Raw genomic sequence first — 19,654 nt, forward strand, 5'->3', positions numbered from 1 at the left:
GTCGAGCCCGCGCATGACGATCTCATGTGACGGAAGACTCATCACTCCGCGGCCTCCGCCATGGGTCCATGGTCGCCGAGGTCGACGACCTTCAGCGTGGTGCGGATGCGCTGGGTGGTGCCGTCCTGGAAGCGGATGATGGTGTCCACCGGGATGTCCGGCTTGCCGCCATAGATCCCGTCGATGATGCCGGCGTATTTCTCGTTGATGACGCTGCGGCGGACTTTGCGGGTGCGGGTCAGCTCGCCGTCGTCGGCGTCGAGCTCCTTGTAGAGCAGGAGGAAGCGGGCGATGCGCTGCGCCGGGGGCAAGGTCGCGTTGACCGTTTCCACTTCCCGCTGCAGCAGCGCATAGACCTCGTTGCGCGAGGCGAGATCGGAGTAGGTGGTGAACGCGATGCGGTTCTTCTCCGCCCATTTCGAGATGATCGAGTAGCGGATGCAGATCATCGCCGCCAGATGCTCGCGGCCGGCACCGAGCACGACGGCTTCCGCAATGTAGGGCGAGAATTTCAGCTTGTTCTCGATATATTGCGGCGAGAAGCGTTCGCCGCGTGCGGTCTCGGCGAGATCCTTGATGCGGTCGATGACGACGAGTTGCTTCTCTCGGTTGAAATAGCCGGCGTCGCCCGAGTGCATCCAACCGTCCTTGACGTCGGCGGTCGAGGCCTCCGGGTTCTTGTAGTAGCCCAAGAACATGTTCGGGTGGCGCACCAGGATCTCGCCGATGCCCTGGCTGTCGGGCTGGTCGATCTTGATCTCGATGTCCTGGGACATCGGCACGCCGGTCGTGTCGGGATCGACCTTGTCGTCGGGGTGCAGCGTGTAGGCCCCCAGCAGCTCGGTCTGGCCGTAGAGCGTGCGCAGGGGCACGCCCATGGCGCGGAAGAACTTGAACGTGTCGGGCCCGAGCGCGGCGCCGCCGGTGGCGGCCGAACGTAGCCGGGTGAAGCCGAGCCGGTCGCGCAGCGCACGGAACAGCAGCAGATCGGCAAAGCTCGAATGCTGACCCTTCTCCAGCGCGGCGAGGCCGGTCGACATGCCCAGATGATAGAGCCGCTGCTTCAGCGGCGAGGCGTCCATGACGGCGGCACGAACGTCGGCCGCGATCTGCTCCCACACCCTTGGTGCGAACAGCACGAAGGTCGGCGCGATCTCGCGGAAGTCGTTCATCATCGTATCCGGCTCTTCGACGAAGTTGACCTTCATCCGGCAGAGCAGACCTTTGCCGAGCACATAGACCTGTTCCATGATCCAGGGCAGCGGCAGCACCGAGACGTATTCATCGTTGGGGCCTTTGGGATCGAAGCTGAGATAGGTGGCGCAGTGTTTCAGCACGCGCGCCGCCGAGAGCATCGCGAGCTTGGGATGCGATGTCGTGCCCGAGGTGGTGCAGAGGATCGCGACGTCATCGCCGTTTGTCGCATCGACCATGTGGTCGTAGAGGCCGGGCTCGCGCGCCGCTCTGTTGCGGCCGAGCTCGGCGAGCTTGTCGGCCGGCAGCAGCCGGGGATCGTCATATTTGCGCATGCCGCGCGGATCGGAATAGACGATGTGCTTGAGCACCGGCACGCGGTCGGCGAGGTTCAAGAGCTTGTCGACCTGCTCCTCGTCCTCGGCGAAGACCAGCCGCGCCTCGCCATAGTTCAAGAGATAGGCCGCCTCGTCATCGAGCACATCGCGATAGAGGCCCAGGCTCAAGGCCCGGATCGCGTGGGTCGCGATTTCGGCCGCGACCCAGTCCGGCCGGTTGTCGCCGATGATTCCGACCACATCGTCCTTGCCGAGCCCGAGCTCGACCATGCCGAGCGCGAAGTCGCGCACCCGCGCCTGGTAGTCGACCCAGGTGAAGGTCCTCCACAGCCCGAGATTCTTCTCGCGCAGCGCAATCTCCTTGCCGTGCTCGCTTGCATTGAGGCGCAGCAGCTTCGGATAGGTGTCGGCCTGCCGGACGCGCCCTGCATAGTCCATCATGCCGCGTCCTCCGCGATGGACGGCGCCTCGTCGGGATCGACCAGCAGCTCGTCCTCCTCGCCGAGATAGGCGCGCTTGACGTGGGGATCGGCGAGCACGGCGGCTGGGTCGCCTTCGGCGATCTTGCGGCCGAAATCGAGCACCATGACGCGATGGGAGATGTCCATGACCACGCCCATGTCGTGCTCGATCATCACGACCGTCATGCCGAATTCCTCGTTGAGGTCGACGATGTAGCGCGCCATGTCCTCCTTCTCCTCGAAGTTCATGCCGGCCATCGGCTCGTCGAGAAGGATGAGATGCGGCTCGAGCGCCATCGCGCGCGCCAGCTCGACGCGCTTGCGCAAACCGTAGGAGAGGGTGCCGGCCGGCGCCTTGCGCACCGACTGCAGGTCGAGGAAGTCGATGATCTGCTCGACCTTCTCCCGATGCTTCAGCTCCTCCCGCCGTGCGCCGGTGAGCCAATAGAGCGAGCCGGTGAGGAAGTTGTTCTTCAAAAGGTGATGCCGCCCGACCATGATGTTGTCGAGCACGCTCATGTGGTGGAACAGCGCGAGGTTCTGGAAGGTGCGGCCGATGCCGATGTTGGCGCGCGCGCTCGGCGGCAGGCCGGTGATGTCGCGGCCGCGATGGAACAGGCGGCCCTCGGTCGGCTTGTAGCGGCCGGAGATGCAGTTGACGATCGAGGTCTTGCCGGCGCCGTTGGGGCCGATGATCGAGAACAGCTCGCCTTCGCGCACGCCGAAGCTGACGTCGGTCAGGGCTCTCACCCCACCGAAACGCAGCGAGACTCCGCGCGCTTCCAACGTATAGTCCAAGTCGTCCTCCCGAACTGTCTTCGGCGCTTGGCGCGCTCTTCAGGCATTGTGTCGTGCGACGTTGAGTTCGTCGCATCGGTTGCAATCCTATCCCGGGCATCGGTTCCGCGCCATCCGACGAATGACGGGCCACCCGAGCGGGTGCATTTTGCCGCATCTCAGGCGCGCGTCATCCCGTCCCAGGATGCGCGAGTCGAAGGCGGTGGTCCTCGATAGGGGAAAGCGCTATCAGGAACTGTCTTGCGCCTGACATTTCCCAGGCAAATTTCACCGCAGGATTGTTGCGATGCAATATGGTCGCCGCGAGCTTCCACGAGACGAGATGACGGCTTGATCTCTTCCGATACCCTTCTGCGCATCGCGCCATGGTCCCGCCATTTGAAGCCCGAGGAAATCGACACCGCCTCGTCCGGCATCGTCGAGCGTTCCTATGCGGCCAACGAGCACATCTTCGTTCGCGGCGACCCGTTCGAATACTGGACCGGCATCGTCACCGGTCTGGCACGCATGAGCACGGTGTCACGCGGCGGCAAGGCCACCACCTTCGCCGGCATGTCGGCGGGCGCCTGGTTCGGCGAGGGCAGCGTGCTGAAGAACGAGCCGCGCCGCTATGATGTCGTGGCGCTGCGCGATACGCGCGTCGCGCTGATGGAGCGGCCGACCTTCATGTGGCTGTTCGAGAACAGCGTCGGCTTCAACCGCTTCCTCGTCACCCAGCTCAACGAGCGGCTCGGCCAGTTCATCGGCCTGGTCGAGGTCGGCCGCACGCTGGATGCGACGGCGCGGCTCGCCCGCAGCATCGCTTCGCTGTTCAATCCGATCCTCTACCCGAATACGACCCGTCACCTGGAGATCACCCAGGAGGAGATCGGAGCGCTCTCGGGCCTGTCGCGGCAGAATGCCAATCAATGCCTGAAGACGCTGGAGCGCGAAGGCCTGCTGCGCGTGGAATATGGCGGAGTGACGGTCATCGATCTCGACAGCCTGCGCTGTTACGGGGATTAGATTCCGCTTTTCGCAGGCCCCTTCAGGGTCTATCCGGCGCTGGTTCGTCGTTGAGCTTGACCCGCGGCCTCGGCTGTGGACTGCTCACCGGGAACTCCGGCCTTGAAGGGCCGAGACGGTGTTGGAGTGAGTATGGCGGGGCAGGATTGCAGCGGTCGCGTGGCGCTGATTACGGGCGTCACCGGCCAGGATGGCGCTTATTTGGCCGAATATCTGCTCGGCCTCGGCTACACCGTGCACGGCATCAAGCGGCGGTCGTCATCCTTCAATACCGCGCGGGTCGATCATCTTTACCAGGATCCGCACGAAGGCAACGTGCCGTTCCTGCTGCATTACGGCGACATGACCGATTCCACCAACCTGATCCGGCTGGTGCAGCAGATCCGCCCCGACGAGATCTACAATCTCGCCGCCCAGAGCCATGTCGGCGTCAGCTTCGAGAGCCCGGAATACACGGCCAATGCCGATGCGCTCGGGGTTCTGCGCTTGTTGGAAGCCATTCGCATTCTCGGCATGGAGAAGCAGACGCGCTTCTACCAGGCCTCGACCTCGGAGCTGTACGGTCTGGTGCAGGAGATCCCGCAGCGAGAGACCACGCCGTTCTATCCGCGCTCGCCCTACGGCTGCGCCAAGCTCTATGGCTACTGGATCACCGTGAACTATCGCGAGGCCTATGGGATGTTCGCCTGCAACGGCATCCTGTTCAACCATGAGAGCCCGATCCGTGGCGAGACCTTCGTGACCCGCAAGATCACCCGCGGCGTCGCCCGCATCGAGATCGGCCTGGAGGAGACGATCTATCTCGGCAATCTCGAGGCCAAGCGCGACTGGGGCCATGCGCGCGACTATGTCGAGGGCATGCATCGCATCCTGCAGGCCGATACGCCCGACGATTTCGTGCTGGCGACCGGTGAGGCCCATTCGGTGCGCGAGCTGGTCGAGCTCGCCTTCGCCGAGGTCGATCGCCGCATCGAATGGCGCGGCGAGGGGGTCGAGGAGACCGGGATCGACGCCAAGTCCGGCAAGGTGGTGGTGCGGATCGACCCGACCTATTTCCGCCCGACCGAGGTCGACCTCTTGATCGGCGATTGCAGCAAGGCGCGCGACAAGCTCGGCTGGAAACCGAGGACGAGCTTCGCCGAGCTGGTCAAGGAAATGGTCGCCAGCGATCTGTGCGCCGCGCGGCGGGAGGCGAGCATTGGCAACGCCGTTTGATCTCGGCGGCAAGCGTGTCTTCGTCGCGGGCCATCGCGGCATGGTCGGCAGCGCGCTGGTGCGGCGGCTGGCGAGCGAAGGCGTCGAGCTGCTGACGGTGCCGCGCAGCGAGGTCGATCTGCGCGATCAGGCGGCCGTGTTCGCATGGTTCGCGCGCGCCAGGCCGCAGGTCGTGTTCCTCGCTGCGGCGAAGGTCGGCGGCATCGTCGCCAACAACACGCTGCGCGCCGAGTTCATCTACGACAACATCGCGATTGCTGCCAATGTCATCCACGCCGCGCATGTGAACGGCGCCGAGAAGCTGATGTTTCTCGGCTCGTCCTGCATCTATCCCAAGCTCGCCCCCCAGCCGTTGCGCGAGGACGCGATGCTGACCGGGCCGTTGGAGCCGACCAACGAGCCCTATGCGATTGCCAAGATCGCCGGCATCAAGATGGTCGAGGCCTATCGCAGCCAGTACGGCGCCGACTTCATCAACGTGATGCCGACCAATCTCTATGGTCCCGGCGACAACTACCATCCTGAATACAGCCACGTCGTCGCGGCGCTGATCCGCCGCTTCCACGAGGCCAGGCTTGCGGGTGCCGGCGAGGTCGTGGTCTGGGGCACCGGCACGCCGCGCCGCGAATTCCTTTATGTCGACGACATGGCGGATGCCTGCGTGCATCTGATGAAGACCTATTCGGATTCGGAGCTGGTCAACATCGGCACCGGCGAGGACATCACGATCGCCGATTTCGCGCGCGTCGTTGCAGCGGCCGTCGGCTACACAGGAGCCATCGGCTTCGATACCTCAAGGCCCGACGGCACGCCGCGCAAGCTGCTCGACGTGTCACGGCTCGCGAAGCTGGGCTGGCGCGCCACGACTTCGCTTCAGGACGGCCTCGCGCGTGCGTATCAGTCGTTCCTCAAGGAGACGGGGCATGGCGCAGAGTAACGTCCGTCCTTGCGAGCCGCGGCAGCGTCGAAGCCGTCCAGGACCGAACGTGAGACGCTGACTTGCTCCGCGACCCCCTGTCATTCGGCCGCGCGTCCCTCGGCGGCTCCTTGCACAGCCCCTATCTTGCTGCGCACCGCCTTGATCTCGCGCACCGGCGACGAGCCGAACATCCGGCCGTATTCGCGCGTGAACTGCGGCACACTCTCATAGCCGACGGCAAAGGCCGCGCTGCCTGCGGTCATGCCCTCCGCCAGCATAAGCCGTCGCGCCTCGATCAGCCGAAGCTGCTTCTGGAACTGGAGCGGCGACAGTGAGGTGAGGCTGCGGAAGTGCTGGTGGAATGACGACGGGCTCATGCCCGCGACGGCCGCCAATTGCTCGACCCGCAAGGGCCGTGCAAACTCGGTGCGCAGCACGGCCACTGCGCGTGCGATACGCTGCGCGTGGCCATCCGGCCAGCCGAGACGACGGATCGCCGTTCCATGCCGGCCGGTCAACAGCCAGTAGTGCATCTCGCGCAACAACTGTCCCCGCAGCACCGGTATCGATTCCGGACGATCGAGCAAGCGCATCAGACGTAGTGCAGCGTCGGCCACCTCGCGATCGGTCGGGTCGACTCGGACCGGCGTTTGGTCGTCTCCGCCGGCGTCATCCATCTGTGCCGAGAGATCGGTGAGAATCGCCGGATCGAGCTCGAGCACGAGCGAGAGATAGGGCGCCGCGATGCTTGCGCGCGTGATCTGGCTGACGGTCGGCACGTCGGCCGTGATCAACAGCGAATCCCCAGCGGAAAAGCCGAAGCCCTGGCCGCCCATCGTGACATGCTTGCTCCCCTGCACGACGAGGCAGACCAGCGGCCGCGAGATCGCGTAGAGGAGGCCGCTGGGCGCGGTCGCCCGTACGGTCATCAGGCCCGGGATTGGTGTTTGGCCAATACCGGCACCGTCGGCATGGGCTTCGGCGTGGCGGCCCACGGCGTGAAGGAGCGTGCTCATCATGGTCCGAGCCTAACCGGTCGACGCCGGCGATGCACCGCATTTTGGAGGATTAGGCAAGAAGCGGCGAGCTTCCGGCAACAAAGGCGCGCGCGCCTGGTCGATATCGGGGTGGTCAAGACCGCAGGAGTTCAGACCATGACCAAGATTGCTCTCGTGACCGGTTCGAGCCGAGGCCTCGGCCGCAACGCCGCGCTCAACATCGCCCGCCGCGGTGGCGACGTCGTCCTCACCTACCAGTCCAGAGTGGACGACGCTCACGCGGTCATGGCGGAGATCGCTGCGCTGGGCCGCAAGGCTGTCGCCTTGCAACTGGACACCGGTGACGTCGCAGGTTTCATGTCGTTTGCCGAGCGGCTGCGGACCGCGTTGCGCGAGACCTGGGGCCGAGAGACGTTTGACCATCTCGTCAACAATGCCGGCCATGGCGACTATGCCTTGATCGGCCAGACCACTGAGGCGCAATTCGATCGCCTGGTCGACGTCCATTTCAAGGGCGTCTATTTCCTGACGCAGACATTGCTGCCATTGCTCGCCGATGGCGGCCGCATCGTCAACCTGTCCTCCGGCCTGACCCGTACGTCGTTTCCCGGTTACGCCGCCTATGCGGCGGTCAAAGGCGCGGTCGAGGTGCTGACCCGTTACATGGCGAAGGAATTGGGGGGCCGCAGGATCGCGGTCAACACGGTGGCGCCCGGCGCGATCGAGACCGATTTCGGCGGCGGGGTAGTTCGCGACAATCCCGAGATCAACAAGGTGTTTGCGGACATCACCGCGCTCGGCCGCGCCGGCCTGCCCGACGACATCGGGCCGATGATCGCGAGCCTGCTGTCGGAGGACAATCGCTGGGTCAACGCGCAGCGGATCGAAGTCTCGGGTGGACAAGGCATCTGAGACGAGCAAATCCGGGAGATCTCCCATGTCAGTTTCAGCAGGACCCGCCGGCACCATCGATCGGCTCTACGTGCTGGATGCCGGGCTCGCGGTCGCGCCTGATCGATCGGTTTATACGCCGGGACAGTGGGAGGGCGAACAGGTCACGTTGAGCTGCAATGCCTACCTGATCCATCGTGGCGGCGCCTGGATCATGTGGGATACCGGCATCGAGGATACGATCGCAGAGGAGGCCGGCGGCCGGATCATCGCCCACGGCATCAGGGGCGTCGTTGCGCGCCCGATCGTCAGCCAACTCGCCGATATCGGACTTGTGCCCGAGGATGTGGCGACGGTCATTCTGTCTCATGCGCATTTCGACCATGTCGGCAATGCGCGGCTGTTCGCGCATGCCACGTGGCACATCCAGCGGGACGAGCATCGGGCGATGTTCGGTCCCGACTATCGACAGCATGGCTATGTGCCTTTGCTTTATGAATGCCTGAGGCAGGCAAAGGTCGAACTGATGGACGGAGACCATGACATGTTCGGTGATGGTTCGATCCGTGTGATCGCGACCTCAGGACATACGCCAGGGCACAGTTCGCTGCTGGTCCGGCTCGCGAACACCGGGCCGATCCTGCTGTCAGGCGACGTTGCGCATGACCGCTACAACATGGAGCATCGCCGCGTGCCGACCATGAACGCCGATGCGGAGCAGTCGCAACGATCGATGGCGCGCGTCGATGCCGTCGTTCGGGCCGAGGGGGCGCAGCTCTGGATCAACCACGATATCGTGCAGAATGCGACGATCGCACACGCGCCGTCCTACTTCGATTGAGTTCCGGGCCGTTCAGCTCGTCGCCGTCCGCGGCGGCTTTCCACTGAGCGCCACCGCCATGGCCGAGATCAGCGGTTTCATGAAATAGGCCTCGCCCGCGGGCGTGATCGTCGGCGCAACGCCATGGGCATGCAGCTCCTCGGTGACCACAGGCCCCACGGAGGCGATCGGCGTGCGCGCCAGTCCCTGGCGCAGGCGGTCTTCGACGCCATGTGCCTTGGCGACGTCGAACAGCCGCCGCGGCTGACCCGAACTCGTCAGCGCGATCGCATCGACATGGCCGGCGATCATCTCGTCGATCGCGATGAGGATATTCGCATCCGCGGCCTTGGCGTCGTAGACGTAGGGCAGCACCGGATCGACCTCGGCGCCCGCGGCCGCGATGGCGCCGATCAGCGCCGCATGATCCTTGTCGGGATAGAGCTGGAGGCCGAGCCGGTGGCCTTTGAGGTCGAAGCGCGCCAACAATTCGGCGACGCCTTCCGACGTCGGCTTCTCGGTCGTGACCTGCGGCTCGAGCCCGAGCTCGCGCAAGGCGCGGCCCGGCTTGGGGCCGCGGGTGAACTTGCGGGCCTTGCGAAGCGCCGCGATGAATTCGGTCTCGAGCCCGATTCTCCGCACCACCGTCATCAACCGCCGCAGGCCTTCTCCGGTCATCAGCACGAGATCATCCAACGGCCGTTCGATGCAGCGGCGGATCCAGGCCTCGATCGGCGCGGGGTCCGGCGCATCCTGGATCGTGAACATCGGACATTGCAGCACGTCGGCGCCTTGCTCGGCGAGCAGCCGCGAGAACTGCGCCTCCTCGCGGGTTTCCAGGATCAGGATGCGGTTGCCGGTCAGCCTGTCAGCCATGGCGATGCTCGAAGTTTGAGAGTTGATGTTTTGTTCATCCTGCCCCCGCGCCGAGCGTTGGCGCAAGGGCGTGGAGGGTGATAGAGCAGGGCCCGAACGGGCGCCAAGCCTGCCGCATCATTCATCCTCACATCATCCGCCCGGTACGTCATCGCCATGTCCGACCACCAGTATGTCCTGACCCTGTCCTGCCCGGATCGTCCCGGGATCGTCTCGGCCGTCTCGACCTTCCTCGCCCACAATGGCCAGAACATCCTCGATGCCCAGCAGTTCGGCGACTTCGAGACGGGTCACTTCTTCATGCGGGTGGTGTTCACGGCCGCCGATCTCGCCGTCAACCTGCCGGCGCTGCAGACCGGCTTCGCCGCGATCGCCGAGCGCTTTGCGATGGACTGGCAGATGCGCGACCGCGCCGGGCAGCGCCGGGTGATGCTGCTGGTGTCGAAGTTCGACCATTGTCTGGTCGACATCCTCTATCGCTGGCGCACCCGCGACCTCGCGATGATTCCGACCGCCATCGTCTCCAACCATCCGCGGGAGACCTATGCCGGGCTCGATTTCGGCGACATCCCGTTCCACCACATGCCGGTGACCAAGGACACCAAGCGCGACCAGGAGCAGGCGATCCTGAAGCTGGTCGATGAGACGAAGACCGATCTCGTCGTGCTGGCGCGCTACATGCAGATCCTGTCGGACGAGATGTCGGCGAGCCTGTCGGGCCGCTGCATCAACATCCATCATTCGTTCCTGCCGGGCTTCAAGGGCGCAAAACCCTATCACCAGGCCTATGAGCGCGGCGTCAAGCTGATCGGCGCCACAGCTCACTACGTGACCCGGGATCTCGATGAGGGTCCGATCATCGACCAGGATGTCGAGCGCATCAGCCATCGCGACACGCCGGAGGACCTCGTGCGCAAGGGCCGCGACATCGAGCGGCGCGTGCTGGCGCGGGCGATCCGCTATCACCTCGAGGATCGCGTCATCCTCAACGGGCGCAAGACCGTCGTCTTCATGGATTGATGTCGCAACCGCCCGTCAGCGGCCGGGGACGGTCGCCTGCGCGTTGGCGTTCGACTGCGTCTCCTTGTCGCGTTCGGCGGCCGGCATCTGCCGCTGCCGCTCGCGCTCCTGCATGAAACGGTCGTATTCCGGGGTTCCTGGACGGGGCGGCGCACCGGCCGGCAGGCCGCCGGCCCATTGCGGCATCAGATCGCCCATCCCCGCGCCGACCTTCTCATTGATCGACGAGCAGCCGGCGAGGATCGGCCCGGCCACGGCCAGAAGCATCGTTGCGGCCGGAAAGAGCCTGGTCCGAGGGTGGCGTCTGGCCAGCATTGATGGGGGACCTTTCGTGCTGCGGGCGACCCGCGGCCCGGACCCTAACGATTTGCCATCAATTGGTAAAATTTGGCCGTTCGATGATGTCGGTATTAATATACCAATCACGGATTGGTGGTCCGTTGCGGAAACCTACCGTTCACGAAGCCTCCCATGATCGCCATTGACAACGGGGTCCCGAGTCCGCAGCGATGCGCCCGCGATATCGTGAACGAGATCGCACGGTTAAGACAACAATGGCCGGGGGCTGCGGTCCTGATCCGACCAGGGAGGTAGTTTCAATGTTCGTGCGAAGCAAGACACTGACGCTCGCCAGTGCGGCTCTTGCCGCGGCTGCGCTCGCGTCCGGTGCGGCGCGGGCCGAAGACGCATTCAAGATCGGCTTGATCGTGCCGATGACCGGCGGCCAGGCGTCGACCGGCAAGCAGATCGACAATGCCATCAAGCTCTATATGCAGCAGAACGGCGACACCGTCGCCGGCAAGAAGATCCAGGTCATCCTCAAGGACGACGCCGCGCTGCCCGACAACACCAAGCGTCTGGCGCAGGAGCTGATCGTCAACGACAAGGTCAACGTGATCGCCGGCTTCGGCGTGACGCCGGCGGCCTTCGCCGCCGCGCCGCTTGCCACCCAGGGCAAGATTCCGGAAATCGTCATGGCCGCCGGCACCTCCATCATCACCGAGAAGTCGCCGTACATCGTCCGCACCAGCTTCACCCTGCCGCAGTCCTCCACCATCATCGGCGACTGGGCGGTCAAGAACGGCATCAAGAAGGTCGCCACCCTGACCTCGGACTACGCGCCGGGCAACGACGCGCTGGCCTCGTTCAAGGAGCATTTCACCGCCGGCGGCGGCGAGATCGTCGAGGAAATCAAGGTTCCGCTGGCGAACCCCGACTTCGCTCCCTTCCTGCAGCGCATGAAGGACGCCAAGCCGGACGCCATGTTCGTGTTCGTGCCGGCCGGCCAGGGCGGCAACTTCATGAAGCAATATGCCGAGCGCGGCCTCGACAAGAGCGGCATCAAGGTGATCGGACCGGGTGACGTCACCGACGACGACCTGCTCAACGACATGGGCGACGCCGTGCTCGGCGCCGTCACCGCGCACATCTATTCGGCGGCGCATCCGTCGGCGAAGAACAAGGAGTTCGTCGCGGCCTACAAGAAGGCGTTCAACAGCCGTCCAGGCTTCATGGCGGTCGGTGGCTACGACGGCATCCATCTGATCTACGAGGCGCTGAAGAAGACCGGTGGCAAGACCGACGGCGATTCCCTGATTGCTGCGATGAAGGGCATGGCCTGGGAGAGCCCGCGCGGTCCCATCTCGATCGATCCGGAGACGCGCGACATCGTTCAGAACGTCTACATCCGCAAGGTCGAGAAGGTCGACGGCGAGCTCTACAACGTCGAGTTCCAGACCTTCGACGCCGTCAAGGATCCGGGCAAGGCCAAGAAGTGACGCGATAGGCGTCATCTCAAGCGCGCACGGACCGTGCGCTCCCTCCCCCGCCTGCGGGGGAGGGCTGGGGTGGGGGCACCCCACGGCACGCGCGTCGTGTGGAGAGATTTCCCCCACCCGGATCACATCGTTCCGATGCGATCCGACCTCCCCCGCAAGCGGGAGAGGCGCAGACCGAGCAAGCGTTGTATGCATGCCCTTCGGATGAAGGGATGACCGGGGACTGAAACTCGACTCCATGACCGCCATCCTCACCAACCTGTTCGACGGCGTCGCTTATGGCATGCTGCTGTTCGTGCTGGCCTGCGGGCTCGCCGTGACGCTCGGCCTGATGAACTTCGTCAACCTCGCCCACGGCGCCTTCGCCATGGCCGGCGGCTATGTCTGCGCCGTGCTCGTCAACCGAATGGGATGGCCGTTCTTCGCAGCGCTGCCGCTGGCCTTCGTCGCGAGCGCCATGATCGGCGCGCTGCTGGAGCGGACACTCTATCAGCATCTCTATGCGCGCAGCCATCTCGACCAGGTGCTGTTCTCGATCGGACTCGTCTTCATGACGGTGGCCGCTGTCGACTACATCATGGGCTCCTCGCGAATCTTCATCAAGCTGCCGGACGTGCTGCAGGGCCAGTTCGACGTCTTCGGCGTCGGCATCGGCCGCTACCGGCTGATGATCATCGTGATATGCGGCCTGCTCACAGTGGGGCTGCAGCTGGTGCTCTCCAAGACGCGGTTCGGCAGCCGGCTGCGCGCCGCGGTCGATGATCCGCGCGCGGCGAGCGGCCTCGGCATCAACGTGCCGCAGGTGTTCGCCTTCACCTTTGCGTTCGGCTGCGGACTGGCCGGCCTCGGCGGCGCGCTCAGCGCCGAGATCCTCGGCCTCGATCCGTATTTCCCGCTCAAGTTCATGATCTACTTCCTGATTGTGGTCACCGTGGGCGGCTCGTCCTCGATCACCGGGCCGTTCCTGGCCTCGCTGCTGCTCGGCATCGGCGACGTTGCCGGCAAATATTACGTGCCGAAGCTTGGCCCTTTCGTCATCTACACCATCATGATCGTGATCCTGATCTGGCGCCCGAACGGTCTGTTCGGTCGCACGGCGACGCGGTGAGGATCGCATGACGACGAATGCACAAACCGAGGTCGGATTTCACGCCAGGCAGCACGGCCGCTGGCACTGGAGCGAGTTCGCCTTCTGGATCGTCGCGCTGGCGGTTGGCCTCGCGTTTCCATCGCGCTACCTGATCATGACCGAGATCCTGCGGCTGGCGCTGTTCGCTCTGTCGCTCGACCTGATCCTCGGTTACGCCGGCATCGTCTCGCTCGGGCACGCGGCCTTCTTCGGCGTCGGGGCCTATTGCGCGGGCCTGCTCTCGGTGCACGGCATCATCAATGAGCCGGTGCTGGCGCTGATCGTGGCGGGACTTGCCGCCACTGTGCTTGGCTTCGCCACCAGCTTCCTGGTCATCCGCGGTGTCGACCTGACGCGACTGATGGTGACGCTCGGCATCGCGCTCTTGATGGAGGCGCTGGCGGAGCGCTTTTCCAACATCACCGGCGGCACCGACGGTCTCCAGGGCATCGACATCCAGCCGATCTTCGGCGTGTTCGCCTTCGACATGTTCGGCAAGACCGGGTTCTTCTATGCGCTTGCGGTGCTGTTCGTGCTGTTTCTGCTGGCGCGGACGATCGTGCACTCGCCGTTCGGCCTGTCGCTGCGCGCGATCAAGAACAATCCGCTGCGGGCCGCCGCCGTCGGCATTCCCGTCAACAAGCGCCTGATCGCGATCTACACGGTCGCGGCGTTCTATGCTGGCATTGCCGGGGCGCTGTTCACCCAGACCACGGCACTGGCCTCGCTCGACGTGTTCTCGTTCGAGCGCTCCGCAGACCTGGTGCTGATGCTGGTCATCGGCGGCTCCGGCTATCTCTATGGCGGGCTGATCGGCGCCGCCGTGTTCCGGATGCTGCAGGAGCTGTTCCAGTGGATCACGCCGCAATATTGGATGTTCTGGATCGGCCTCGTGCTCGTCGTCATCGTGCTGGTGGGCCGCCACCGCATCCACGCTTATGCGCTGTGGTTGCCCAACCTCATCCTGCGCCAGATCGCTGGCCGCAAGGCCGCGGTGGCCCTCACCGATAACGAGGCGCCATGACCTACGCATTGGAAACCCGCGGCCTCGACAAGCATTTCGGCGGCCTTCACGTCACCCGCGACCTGTCGCTGCAGATCGTGCCGGGCGCGCGCCACGCGCTGATCGGCCCGAACGGCGCCGGCAAGACCACCGTGATCAATCAACTGACCGGCGTGCTGGAGCCGAGCGCGGGGCGCATCCTGCTCGAAGGCCAGGACATCACCGACCTGCCGGTGCACAAGCGCGTGCTGCGCGGCCTGTCGCGCACCTTCCAGATCAATCAGCTCTATCCGGACCTGACGCCGCTGGAGACCATCGGGCTTGCCGTGTCCGAGCGCCTCGGCGGCGGCGGCAATTGGTGGCGGCGCATGGGCACGCGCGACGACATCAATGCCGAGATCGCCGAGACGCTGGAGAGCTTCCGCCTGCTCGACGTGATGAATGATCGTACCTCGACCTTACCCTATGGCAAGCAGCGCCTGCTCGAGATCGCCGTCGCGATCGCCGCCAAGCCCCGCGTGCTGCTGCTCGACGAGCCCGCCGCCGGCGTGCCCGAGGGCGAGCGCAAGGACATTCTCGCCGCCGTCGCCGCGCTGCCGCGCGACGTGACGGTGCTGCTGATCGAGCACGACATGGATCTCGTCTTCTCCTTCGCCGACCGCATCTCGGTCCTGGTCTCCGGCGCTCTGCTGGTCGAAGGCACGCCCGACGAGGTCGCGCGCGATCCGCAGGTCAAGGCGGTCTATCTCGGCGAGGCTGCGTGATGACCGATCTGCTCACGATTGAAAATCTTCGCGCCGGCTACGGCCAGGCGGTCGTGCTGCCGAACATGTCGCTCAAGCTGCCCGAGGGCCAGGTGCTGGCGCTGCTCGGCCGCAACGGCACCGGCAAGACGACGCTGATCAATTCCATCGTCGGCGTCACCCGCCGCTTCTCCGGCAAGCTGGCCTTGGCGGGCACCGACATCACGAGCCTGCGCGCCGATCAGCGCGCCCGTGCCGGCATCGGTTGGGTGCCGCAGGAGCGCAACATCTTCCGCTCGCTCACGGTGGAGGAAAACATGACCGCGGTGGCGCAGCCCGGCCCCTGGACGGTCGAGCGCGTCTACCAGATGTTTCCGCGGCTGAAGGAGCGCCGCAACAATTTCGGCAACCAGCTGTCGGGCGGCGAGCAGCAGATGCTGGCGATCGGCCGCGCGCTGACCCTGAACCCGAAGGTGCTGCTGCTGGATGAGCCGACCGAGGGCCTGGCGCCGATCATCGTCGAGGAGCTGCTGGCCGCGATCGGCACCATCAGCCGGGCCGGCGGGCTGTGCTCCATCATTGTCGAGCAGCACGCGCAGAAGCTGCTCGCGCTGGCCGACCGCGTCGTCATCCTGGAGCGCGGCACTATCGTGCATGATGCCCCGTCGAGCGCGCTGAAGGCCGATCCGGCGCCGCTTGAGCGGCATCTGGGGGTTGCGAGCGCGGCGGCGCATTGACCCGATCAACCGGCTCGACGGCAGCCGGGCAGCGTCATCTTCGGTTGCAGTTGTGATATGGTTCACGCACGCGGTGCGGGGGTCGATTGCGGTGTGCCGCGCCGCCTCTGCCACATTGGTATGCAGGATTCGCCATCGCAGGGAACGATCGTGAAGCGCCGACAAAGGGCAACCCGGCCCTTCCGCCTCGGCCCACCCGGAGACGGTCGCAAAATCACCCCTGGATGATTTCTGGCAGCCCAGGCGAGCGGTGTGGCTGGGGACCGGGCCAAGCTCCCCGTTCCAACGGAATTGTATACCGGTCGGATACGGGGTAGGGGATGGACCCGTCCATGACGCTTTGCCCGGATCGCACGCCAAGGCAGATCGCAACCAGCCCAACAAGTCTATCCAACGAATCGACGCCTTCCAAGGAGTGAGCACATGCAACGCACCAAGCCCCCATTCCGCGCCGACGAAGTCGGCAGCCTCTTGCGGCCCCAGAAGATCAAGGAAGCCCGCGCCAAATTCGAGAAGGGCGAGATCTCGGCCGACGATCTCCGAAAGATCGAGGACATGGAGATCGAGAAGGTCGTGCACCGCCAGGCCTCGACCGGCCTGAAGCTTGCGACCGATGGCGAGTTCCGCCGCTCCTGGTGGCATTTCGACTTCCTCGCCAAGCTGACTGGCTGCGAGCTGTTCCATCCCGACACCGGCATCCAGTTCACGGGCGTGCAGACCCGTCATGACGCGGTGCGCGTGATCAGCAAGCTCGACTTCCCGACCGATCATCCGATGCTCGACCATTTCCGCTTCCTGAAGAAGCACGCCGACACCGCGCATGTGACGGCGAAGATGACGATCCCGTCGCCGGCCGTGCTGCACTTCCGTGGCGGCCGCAAGTCGATCTCCAAGGACGTCTATCCCGATCTCGACGCCTTCTACGAGGATCTCGGCAAGACCTATCGCAAGGCCGTGAAGGCGTTCTACGACGCCGGCTGCCGCTATCTGCAGTTCGACGACACCGTGTGGGCCTATCTGTGCTCGCAGGACGAATTGCAGAAGGCCAGGGAGCGTGGCGACAATCCCGATGGCCTGCAGCAGATCTATTCGCGCATCATCAACTACGCGATCGCCGAGCGGCCCGCCGACATGACGATTACGACCCACGTCTGCCGCGGCAATTTCCGCTCGACCTGGATCTCCTCGGGCGGCTACGAGCCGGTGGCCGAGACCATGCTCGCCAACACCAACTATGACGGCTACTTCCTGGAGTATGACAGCGAGCGCGCCGGCGGCTTCGAGCCGCTGCGCTTCCTGCCCAAGGGCAACAAGGTCGTCGTGGTCGGTCTCGTCACCTCGAAGGTCGGCGAACTCGAGAAGAAGGACGACATCAAGCGCCGCCTGGAGGAGGCCTCGAAGTTCGCCCCGCTCGACCAGCTCGCGCTGTCCCCGCAATGCGGCTTCGCCTCGACCGAGGAAGGCAACATCCTGAGCGAAGAGGAGCAGTGGGCCAAGCTGCGCCTCTGCGTCGAGCTCGCCGAGGAAATCTGGGGGAAGTAAGCCTGCGGACAGGAGCCCATTGAAGTCAGACCCGTACCTTACCCGGGGCAGCTGACTAAGACGGTCGCTTCGGACAGGATCGCCGCGGCAAATGCGCGGCGATCCTTCACGGCGATGGATGCAAGAGCCGCCATGTCCGTGACCTGATTTTGACGATTGCGATTTCAATAGGTCTGGCCGAGGTGGACTCATCAAGCCGCCCAAGCAATCCCGTCGGGTCTTGGCTCTGTTGCAAGAGGCCGATGATCTGCTGAATGGCTGGTAACGACCAGCACATTCAATGCCATCTCGAAGATCTCACTACGCGGCCCGGCGGCCCGCCTTCTTGGTGGTCTTCCGCTTCGGAGCCGTCTTAGGCGGAGCCGAGGTGAGCTTCACGCCGAGAGCGCGGAGCACTTTCAGGATGGTGGCGAACTCCGGGTTCCCGTCTTCACCAAGCGCCCGATAGAGCTGTTCGCGACGGATGCCGGTTGCCTTTGCGACTTCCGACATGCCGCGCGCCCGGGCAATTGTGTTGATCGCGGCGCGGATTTCATCAGCGGTGCCGTCCTCAAGCGCCGCGGCCAGAAACTCGGCTTGGGCCTCCGGCTCTGCAAGATATTCCGCGGCATCGAAGCGCGTTGTTGCCATTCGCTACCCCTCTCTCTCGGCCAGTTCTTGAGCGCGCCGGATATCGGAACGCTGGGTGCTCTTGTCACCACCGCAAAGCAGGATCACCAAGACGTTGCCTTTCTGGCGAAAATAGACCCGATAGCCGGGGCCGTAATCGATCCGCATTTCGGAGACGCCCCCACCAACGGGCTTGCTGTCCCCGAGGTTGCCACCTTCAGCACGGGCAATGCGGGCAGCAATACGTGCCTTTGCTCTCGCATCTCGCAGACCAAGAAGCCATTCCTTGAATTCGCTGGTCTGCCGGATTTCGAGCATGAAAGAGTGTATCTTAAAAGGTACAGAGGCGCAAGGGTGCGAGAGCGAGGCGCGCCGGCAATGCCCTCCTGCCCGAGCGCTGGGCTCGGCGGTCTTGCGATCAAGGTTGGGCGGCCGGAGCAATCCGCCCCGTTTCGTTTTTGCGTAGCAGTGCGCGACGAATCAGCCGCTGCGCTGGCGCCTCGAACCCGCGATAGGTGACGTACGCCGCCGACAGGGTCAGCGCCATGAAGCCAATCCAGAACGACTGGCTGCCGTATGGAATTGCTCGTCCTAAAAAGCCAAAAACCAGTGCGATCGCAAGCTGGATCGGGAAGTGCAGCAGATAGCAGGAATAGGTCATGTTGCCGGCGGCCTGCAGCAGGTTCTCGATGCGCCGCGGCAGGGCGATCGGCCTCGCGCAGGCGAACAACAGGATCGGCGTGGTGACCAGCAGCAGAGCTGCGGCCCGCTCGGCCAGCTCAATGCCGGAGATCCAGAGAGCGACCGGAATTCCGACAGCCGCGCTCAAAGCGAGGGCCTCGAGCTTCGGCCGATACCAGGCATCGGCGACGCTCTGCCGCGCCATGGCGGCCAGTCCGCCGGCATAGAAGAACACGAAACACTTGCCGACCAGTGTCCCGCTCGCGATGCCGGCCAGGATCATCGCCAGGTTCAACAGCGGTGATGTGGTGACGAAACGCAGCGCCAGGAAGAACACCGCATAGACCAGGACCTCGATCGAGACCGACCAGATCGGGCCGTTGAAGCTGACCCCGGTCGGCGACAGCCAGTCGCTCGCCATGAAAAGCTGGGCGACGAAATGAGCGAGATCGTTGCTCTGGTAGACGAAGAAGAAGCCGTGCTGCGCGACATAGAGGGCCTGCAACCCCGCGACCAGCAGCAGCGTTGCGAGATGCAGCGGATAGAGCCGCGACAGCCGGTTGACGAAGAAGGTCCAGCCGTCGACCGTGCCATCCGGGATGATCGCGCCGTACTTCCAGAAGAAGATGAAGCCCGAGATGCACCAGAAGATCACGACGCCGTATTCGCCGAGCTCATAGAACGGAAACAGGACATTGTAGAACGGCAGCTCGCTGCGGACGAGATCGACGGGGGCATCGGCGATGTAGGCGAAGTGCGGGTAGTGCCACAGCAGCACCGAGATGGTGGCGAGGAAACGCAGCAGCTCGAGCCCGAGCAGCTTGTGAGTCCCAGGCGATGTCGATGTGTAGGGCAGGGCCATGCGGTGATCGTTAACCGTCTCGACGGGATGTGCGG

At 64.5% G+C, this 19,654-nt stretch carries 20 protein-coding genes; 12 read left to right on the forward strand and 8 right to left on the reverse strand.

Annotation, left to right across the window (positions count from 1 at the left end; translation table 11 throughout):
- Nucleotides 1-41: 41 nt before the first annotated feature.
- A complete protein-coding gene (locus QX121_RS21625; protein ID WP_315777069.1) occupies nt 42-1,973 on the reverse strand; it encodes a long-chain fatty acid--CoA ligase in 1,932 nt (643 codons plus the stop codon).
- Nucleotides 1,970-2,791, reverse strand: coding sequence for an ABC transporter ATP-binding protein (locus QX121_RS21630; RefSeq protein WP_315712912.1), 822 nt, complete (start codon nt 2,789-2,791; stop codon nt 1,970-1,972). Before QX121_RS21630 ends, QX121_RS21625 begins: the two co-directional genes overlap by 4 nt.
- A 330-nt stretch (nt 2,792-3,121) precedes the next feature.
- On the opposite strand from QX121_RS21630, the gene QX121_RS21635 reads away from it, so the two are divergent.
- The 3 genes from QX121_RS21635 (at nt 3,122) to QX121_RS21645 (ending at nt 5,948) form a co-directional block, all read left to right on the forward strand.
- Nucleotides 3,122-3,796: a Crp/Fnr family transcriptional regulator gene (locus QX121_RS21635; protein ID WP_315777070.1), complete on the forward strand. Its 675-nt coding sequence runs from the start codon at nt 3,122-3,124 to the stop codon at nt 3,794-3,796.
- A gap of 159 nt (nt 3,797-3,955) precedes the next feature.
- The gene (gene gmd / locus QX121_RS21640) at nt 3,956-5,011 is read left to right on the forward strand and encodes a GDP-mannose 4,6-dehydratase (RefSeq protein ID WP_409997659.1); all 1,056 of its coding nucleotides are present in this window, start codon (nt 3,956-3,958) and stop codon (nt 5,009-5,011) included.
- Entirely contained in the window at nt 4,995-5,948 is a 954-nt protein-coding gene (locus QX121_RS21645) for a GDP-L-fucose synthase (RefSeq protein WP_315777072.1), read from the forward strand. Before gmd ends, QX121_RS21645 begins: the two co-directional genes overlap by 17 nt.
- 80 nt (nt 5,949-6,028) lie before the next feature.
- Here QX121_RS21645 and QX121_RS21650 read toward each other — a convergent pair whose 3' ends face one another.
- A complete protein-coding gene (locus QX121_RS21650; RefSeq protein ID WP_315777189.1) occupies nt 6,029-6,946 on the reverse strand; it encodes an AraC family transcriptional regulator in 918 nt (305 codons plus the stop codon).
- A 138-nt stretch (nt 6,947-7,084) separates the two neighbouring features.
- On the opposite strand from QX121_RS21650, the gene QX121_RS21655 reads away from it, so the two are divergent.
- Together QX121_RS21655 and QX121_RS21660 are read left to right on the forward strand one after the other, a co-directional pair.
- Nucleotides 7,085-7,840: an SDR family NAD(P)-dependent oxidoreductase gene (locus tag QX121_RS21655; RefSeq protein ID WP_315777073.1), complete on the forward strand. Its 756-nt coding sequence runs from the start codon at nt 7,085-7,087 to the stop codon at nt 7,838-7,840.
- Between the two features lie 25 nt (nt 7,841-7,865).
- Nucleotides 7,866-8,660 (forward strand): N-acyl homoserine lactonase family protein, encoded by a 795-nt coding sequence (locus QX121_RS21660; protein ID WP_315738992.1) that lies wholly within the window; start codon nt 7,866-7,868, stop codon nt 8,658-8,660.
- A 12-nt stretch (nt 8,661-8,672) separates the two neighbouring features.
- Here the strand turns inward: QX121_RS21660 and QX121_RS21665 are convergent, their stop codons facing one another.
- On the reverse strand, nt 8,673-9,515 hold the full coding sequence (locus tag QX121_RS21665; protein WP_315771477.1) for a uroporphyrinogen-III synthase: 843 nt from the start codon (nt 9,513-9,515) through the stop codon (nt 8,673-8,675).
- Between the two features lie 156 nt (nt 9,516-9,671).
- Between QX121_RS21665 and purU the strand changes: the two genes are divergently transcribed.
- Nucleotides 9,672-10,535, forward strand: coding sequence for a formyltetrahydrofolate deformylase (gene purU, locus QX121_RS21670; RefSeq protein WP_315738990.1), 864 nt, complete (start codon nt 9,672-9,674; stop codon nt 10,533-10,535).
- A 15-nt stretch (nt 10,536-10,550) separates the two neighbouring features.
- On the opposite strand, the gene QX121_RS21675 is transcribed toward purU, so the two are convergent.
- On the reverse strand, nt 10,551-10,802 hold the full coding sequence (locus tag QX121_RS21675; RefSeq protein WP_315738989.1) for a hypothetical protein: 252 nt from the start codon (nt 10,800-10,802) through the stop codon (nt 10,551-10,553).
- A gap of 332 nt (nt 10,803-11,134) precedes the next feature.
- Between QX121_RS21675 and QX121_RS21680 the strand changes: the two genes are divergently transcribed.
- The 6 genes from QX121_RS21680 to QX121_RS21705 all read left to right on the forward strand — a co-directional run bounded on the left by QX121_RS21680 (nt 11,135) and on the right by QX121_RS21705 (nt 17,467).
- Entirely contained in the window at nt 11,135-12,313 is a 1,179-nt protein-coding gene (locus QX121_RS21680; RefSeq protein WP_315771475.1) for an ABC transporter substrate-binding protein, read from the forward strand.
- Nucleotides 12,314-12,551: 238 nt separating this feature from the next.
- Nucleotides 12,552-13,421, forward strand: coding sequence for a branched-chain amino acid ABC transporter permease (locus QX121_RS21685; protein WP_315738988.1), 870 nt, complete (start codon nt 12,552-12,554; stop codon nt 13,419-13,421).
- A 7-nt stretch (nt 13,422-13,428) separates the two neighbouring features.
- Nucleotides 13,429-14,466, forward strand: a complete 1,038-nt coding sequence (locus QX121_RS21690) for a branched-chain amino acid ABC transporter permease (RefSeq protein ID WP_315812982.1) — start codon at nt 13,429-13,431, stop codon at nt 14,464-14,466.
- Entirely contained in the window at nt 14,463-15,209 is a 747-nt protein-coding gene (locus tag QX121_RS21695; protein ID WP_315738986.1) for an ABC transporter ATP-binding protein, read from the forward strand. Before QX121_RS21690 ends, QX121_RS21695 begins: the two co-directional genes overlap by 4 nt.
- On the forward strand, nt 15,209-15,925 hold the full coding sequence (locus QX121_RS21700; RefSeq protein WP_315738984.1) for an ABC transporter ATP-binding protein: 717 nt from the start codon (nt 15,209-15,211) through the stop codon (nt 15,923-15,925). The genes QX121_RS21695 and QX121_RS21700 overlap by 1 nt, the downstream gene beginning before the upstream one ends.
- Nucleotides 15,926-16,348: 423 nt before the next feature.
- The gene (locus tag QX121_RS21705) at nt 16,349-17,467 is read left to right on the forward strand and encodes a cobalamin-independent methionine synthase II family protein (protein ID WP_315812983.1); all 1,119 of its coding nucleotides are present in this window, start codon (nt 16,349-16,351) and stop codon (nt 17,465-17,467) included.
- Between the two features lie 300 nt (nt 17,468-17,767).
- Here the strand turns inward: QX121_RS21705 and QX121_RS21710 are convergent, their stop codons facing one another.
- The 3 genes from QX121_RS21710 to QX121_RS21720 form a co-directional block, all read right to left on the reverse strand.
- Entirely contained in the window at nt 17,768-18,097 is a 330-nt protein-coding gene (locus QX121_RS21710) for an addiction module antidote protein (RefSeq protein WP_315777077.1), read from the reverse strand.
- Nucleotides 18,098-18,100: 3 nt separating this feature from the next.
- Nucleotides 18,101-18,394 carry a type II toxin-antitoxin system RelE/ParE family toxin gene (locus tag QX121_RS21715; RefSeq protein ID WP_315738980.1) on the reverse strand — a complete coding sequence of 98 codons (294 nt, stop codon included), beginning with the start codon at nt 18,392-18,394 and terminating at the stop codon, nt 18,101-18,103.
- 100 nt (nt 18,395-18,494) lie between these two features.
- On the reverse strand, nt 18,495-19,619 hold the full coding sequence (locus QX121_RS21720) for an acyltransferase (protein ID WP_315812984.1): 1,125 nt from the start codon (nt 19,617-19,619) through the stop codon (nt 18,495-18,497).
- Nucleotides 19,620-19,654: the final 35 nt, after the last annotated feature.

The organism is Bradyrhizobium sp. SZCCHNR2028, from assembly GCF_032380995.1.
In the GTDB taxonomy this organism is placed as follows: domain Bacteria; phylum Pseudomonadota; class Alphaproteobacteria; order Rhizobiales; family Xanthobacteraceae; genus Bradyrhizobium.